The 3,864-nt window shown below is 41.2% G+C and carries 5 protein-coding genes, 1 tRNA gene and 1 pseudogene; 1 reads left to right on the plus strand and 6 read right to left on the minus strand.

The window, feature by feature from the left end; genetic code table 11:
• Nucleotides 1-232: 232 nt before the first annotated feature.
• From NSB03_RS20100 to bamJ (NSB03_RS20120), 5 genes are all read right to left on the minus strand, one after another.
• Nucleotides 233-306: transfer RNA gene (locus NSB03_RS20100), tRNA-Ile, on the minus strand.
• Nucleotides 307-391: 85 nt separating this feature from the next.
• Nucleotides 392-709 (minus strand): DUF4491 family protein, encoded by a 318-nt coding sequence (locus NSB03_RS20105; RefSeq protein WP_024988837.1) that lies wholly within the window; start codon nucleotides 707-709, stop codon nucleotides 392-394.
• 6 nt (nucleotides 710-715) lie between these two features.
• Nucleotides 716-1,180: an Lrp/AsnC family transcriptional regulator gene (locus NSB03_RS20110; protein ID WP_004302580.1), complete on the minus strand. Its 465-nt coding sequence runs from the start codon at nucleotides 1,178-1,180 to the stop codon at nucleotides 716-718.
• 160 nt (nucleotides 1,181-1,340) lie between these two features.
• Nucleotides 1,341-2,219 (minus strand): BamJ family beta-barrel-assembly machinery protein, encoded by an 879-nt coding sequence (gene bamJ / locus NSB03_RS20115; RefSeq protein ID WP_024988838.1) that lies wholly within the window; start codon nucleotides 2,217-2,219, stop codon nucleotides 1,341-1,343.
• Nucleotides 2,220-2,239: 20 nt separating this feature from the next.
• On the minus strand, nucleotides 2,240-2,824 hold the full coding sequence (bamJ, locus tag NSB03_RS20120; RefSeq protein WP_024988839.1) for a BamJ family beta-barrel-assembly machinery protein: 585 nt from the start codon (nucleotides 2,822-2,824) through the stop codon (nucleotides 2,240-2,242).
• A gap of 234 nt (nucleotides 2,825-3,058) precedes the next feature.
• Between bamJ (NSB03_RS20120) and NSB03_RS20125 the strand changes: the two genes are divergently transcribed.
• Entirely contained in the window at nucleotides 3,059-3,757 is a 699-nt protein-coding gene (locus NSB03_RS20125; RefSeq protein ID WP_024988840.1) for an SIR2 family NAD-dependent protein deacylase, read from the plus strand.
• 7 nt (nucleotides 3,758-3,764) lie between these two features.
• Here NSB03_RS20125 and NSB03_RS20945 read toward each other — a convergent pair.
• Nucleotides 3,765-3,864: pseudogene (locus NSB03_RS20945) on the minus strand (helix-turn-helix domain-containing protein); the annotation flags it as partial.

Genomic DNA, 3,864 nt, shown 5'->3' on the forward strand with positions numbered 1-3,864 from the left:
GTTATAGATATACCGTTTTTCTTGTATAGACTAACTAAAATTTATGCATAACCCCACTAGAATTTACGGGTGACCCGTGTTTTGTCTGTCAAATGACCTAAATTGGTTATCATAGAGATTTGTTGATATTCAATCTGCAAAGCAGTGAAACTCAAACCTTTTGTTTTCGCATTGTTTTCGCAAAACGAAAATCAGCGATTTACGAACAAACGTAAATCGCTGATTTCTAACGTGGACCAGCCTGGGCTTGAACCAGGGACCTCCAGATTATGAGTCTGTTGCTCTAACCAACTGAGCTACAAGTCCGATGTATCCATTTACTGAATGCGGTGACAAAAGTAGTGTTTTCTGTCGAATTATGCAAATTCTTTCAATAAAAAACTGCCATTCTTTATTTTCTGAACTTATATTTCCGCTTCGGATTCTTGGGAAACCAGCCTTTTTGTACTCGTTCTTCTTGTTCGAAAACTTCTTTAATTGTCCAAAAGGAAGAGAAAGCAAAGACGCCCAACAAAGAAGACAGTATCACATTATCAATACTTAATGAAGCTATTACACCGGCTATTCCAAGTACTAAAAATATCCACCAGCATTTTGTGCCCCAATAATATTCGGCCTTTACCACGACTGGGTGAAAAAGGCCGATAATCAAAAAGGTGCAAATTCCGATGAATAACCCTGCAAGATGATATTCATTTAGAAATTCCATCGTATTTTACTTTTCTACGCGGATAGGAATTTCTTTCTTGATGCTCTGCTCCAAGGAAATCAATGTCTCGGTAGCTACTACACCCGGTATCTCTTGCATTTTGTTGTTCAGCAAATCCATCAGGTGCTCGTTGTCACATGCGTATAGCTTGGTCAGCATGGTGTACGGACCTGTAGTAAAATGACATTCTACGATTTCGGGAATCTTCTGAAGTTCTGCTACAACAGATTTGTACATAGAGCCTTTTTCCAGCTTGATACCGACATATGTACACGTTCTGTAACCCAAAGATTTCGGATTAACATGGTAACCTGAGCCTACAATGACACCTAGGTCAATCAGTCTTTGCACACGCTGGTGAATAGCTGCACGTGATACTCCACATTCGGCTGCTACGTCTTTAAAAGGGATGCGGGCATTCTGGGAGATAATCTCTAGGATCTGCCTGTCGAGGTTGTCTATTCTTTCCATAATAATAAATTATAATTTCCTGTTGTTATCAAATAGTAAGCAAATGTAGAAATTTATTTTAATTATTCTTCTTTTCTGAGAAAAAAAATAGGAAAAAGCAAAAAGAAGAGGTGCAAAGCATTTGCACCTCTTTCCTTTTTCTATTTAGAAAGAAACTTTCTTATTTCTTATCTTTTTCGATGCTTACCAATTCAACTTCGAAAATCAAGGTAGAGAACGGTTTGATTTGGCCGCCTGATTCTCTTGCGCCATAAGCAAGGTCTTGAGGGATGTAAAGTTCCCATTTAGAACCTACGGGCATCATAGTCAGAGCTTCTGTCCAACCTTTGATTACTTGGTTGGCACGGAAAGTAGTCGGTTCGTTACGTTTGTAAGAGCTGTCAAATTCGGTTCCGTCAATCAAAGTACCTTTATAGTTTACTTTCACTTTGCAAGTGTCAGCAGGAATTTCACCCTTACCTTCAGTGATTATTTTGTATTGCAGACCACTCGGAGTTGTTTTTACACCTTCTTTAGTTTTGTTTTCAGCAAGGAACTTTTCGTTCTCAGCTTTATAGTCAGCATATTTTTCTTCCAGAGCTTTTGCTTTGATAGTTTCCATAGCTGTACGGGTATAAGTCTGAGCTTCTTCCATAGTCATCATGCCGCCTTTTTCCAAAGTACCTGCGATGAAACCGGCCATGAAGTTGTCTTTGCTGATAGTCTTGGTAGAGTCACCTGCGAACAATTCCTGGTTGATACCTTTCATCATCTGGTTGCTGATTTGCTGACCGATTTGCAGACCTGCCATATAAGCGATGTCTTTTTTGCTAGTCTTGTTTGCACCTTCGTTCAAACCTTTGATGAAATCTGCCATGTATGCAGTATCTACATCCAGACGACCAGTCAGATAGCCTTTCAGACCTTGAGTCTGAGCCATACCGATAGAATAAGACAGTGAATCGAGGTCTGATTTCAGATTTGCTTTAGGAGCTTGAGCTGTACAAGAAGCAAGGCTTGCAGCAGCGGCGATTGCCATAAAAATACTAACTTTTTTCATTTTGCTTTGAAATTTTTTATTTATAATATTTCGAGTAATTCTACTTCAAACACAAGTGTGCTGTGAGGAGGAATCATTTCTCCGGCACCTCTTGCACCATAACCCAGTTCTGACGGAATGTACAATTTCCATTTTGCACCTTCCGACATCAGTTGCAGTGCTTCCACCCATCCCGGGATTACCTGGTTAACACCGAATACGGCAGGTTCACCACGTTGGATAGAACTGTCGAATAGTGTGCCATCAATCAGCGTACCTTCGTAATGGCATCTTACTTGGTCGGTAGCCTGAGGTTTTTTACCTGTACCTTCGTTGATAACTTCGTATTGTAATCCGCTGGGCAAAGTTATTATGCCTGCTCTTTTCTTGTTTTCTTCGAGGAAAGCTTTTCCCTGTTCGATAGCGACAGCGCCCATCTTGGCTTCCAATTCTTCGAAATACTTGTTTACTATTTCGCGGGCTTCCTGATGGCTGATAGCCGTCTGGTTGCCTTCCAATACATCTTTGATAGCCTGTGCAAAGTCTTCTACTGAGAGATTTTCAATCCCCATGCTTGATAAGTTTTGACCGATTCCCAGGCCAATAGCGTAACTGAATTTATCCATATAATGTTTTTTGTTGGCGATTGAAATGCGTCACCTTCATAGTTTTAGCTTTCAATCAATTGCAAATTTATGAATCGCAAAAGTACGTGTTTTATTTGAATGATTTAGCATTTGGTATTTAAAAATTCTTATATCCGTGAAAGTTAGCTCCTTTTCTTTGGAGAATTTATTCTTTTGTTCCGATGATTCTGATTACATTTGTATATCTTAAAACGAACAGAAGGAGGAACAAATATGAAGAATCTGGTAATTTTGACGGGCGCAGGCATGAGTGCCGAGAGTGGAATCAGTACGTTCAGGGATGCAGGTGGTCTGTGGGATCGGTATCCGGTGGAGCAGGTCGCTACTCCGGAAGGATATCAGCGGGACCCTGCATTGGTGATAAACTTTTATAATGAACGCCGGAAACAGTTATTGGATGTCGTGCCGAATCGCGGGCATGAATTGTTGGCGGAATTGGAAAAGGACTTCAAAGTGACGGTGGTAACACAGAATATTGATAACTTGCACGAAAGAGCCGGGAGCGGTCATATTATTCACCTGCATGGAGAATTGACAAAAGTATGTTCCAGCCGTGACCCTTATAATCCCCATTATATAAAGGAATTGAAGCCTGAAGAGTACGAAGTGAAACTTGGAGACAAGGCAGGAGACGGGACGCAACTGCGGCCTTTTATTGTATGGTTTGGTGAGGCAGTGCCCGAAATAGAGACAGCCATTCAATATGTGGAGAAAGCGGATATTTTCGTAATTATCGGCACTTCGCTCAACGTGTATCCTGCTGCGGGATTGCTTCATTATGTACCGAGAGGAGCAGAGGTGTACCTGATTGACCCGAAACCGGTAGATACACATACTTCCCGTCCGATTCATGTGATTCAGAAAGGAGCTTCTGAAGGAGTGGCTGAGTTGAAACAGTTGTTGGGTGTCTGAGCCTTTCACGATGGAAGTGGAAGGGTGAAAAGCATGCGATACCGGCCATTGTCTGTAAGGAGGTCGGCCGGTCTATATTATTATGGATACACTCTGTGACTTTGTTA

The sequence above is a fragment of the Bacteroides acidifaciens genome (assembly GCF_024623065.1).
GTDB lineage: Bacteria > Bacteroidota > Bacteroidia > Bacteroidales > Bacteroidaceae > Bacteroides > Bacteroides acidifaciens.

Coding starts and splice junctions, on each gene's coding strand:
- NSB03_RS20105 (WP_024988837.1), bottom strand. CDS start 709: ATGGAATTTCTAAATGAATATCATCTTGCAGGGTTATTCATCGGAATT.
- NSB03_RS20110 (WP_004302580.1), bottom strand. CDS start 1,180: ATGGAAAGAATAGACAACCTCGACAGGCAGATCCTAGAGATTATCTCC.
- bamJ (WP_024988838.1), bottom strand. CDS start 2,219: ATGAAAAAAGTTAGTATTTTTATGGCAATCGCCGCTGCTGCAAGCCTT.
- bamJ (WP_024988839.1), bottom strand. CDS start 2,824: ATGGATAAATTCAGTTACGCTATTGGCCTGGGAATCGGTCAAAACTTA.
- NSB03_RS20125 (WP_024988840.1), top strand. CDS start 3,059: ATGAAGAATCTGGTAATTTTGACGGGCGCAGGCATGAGTGCCGAGAGT.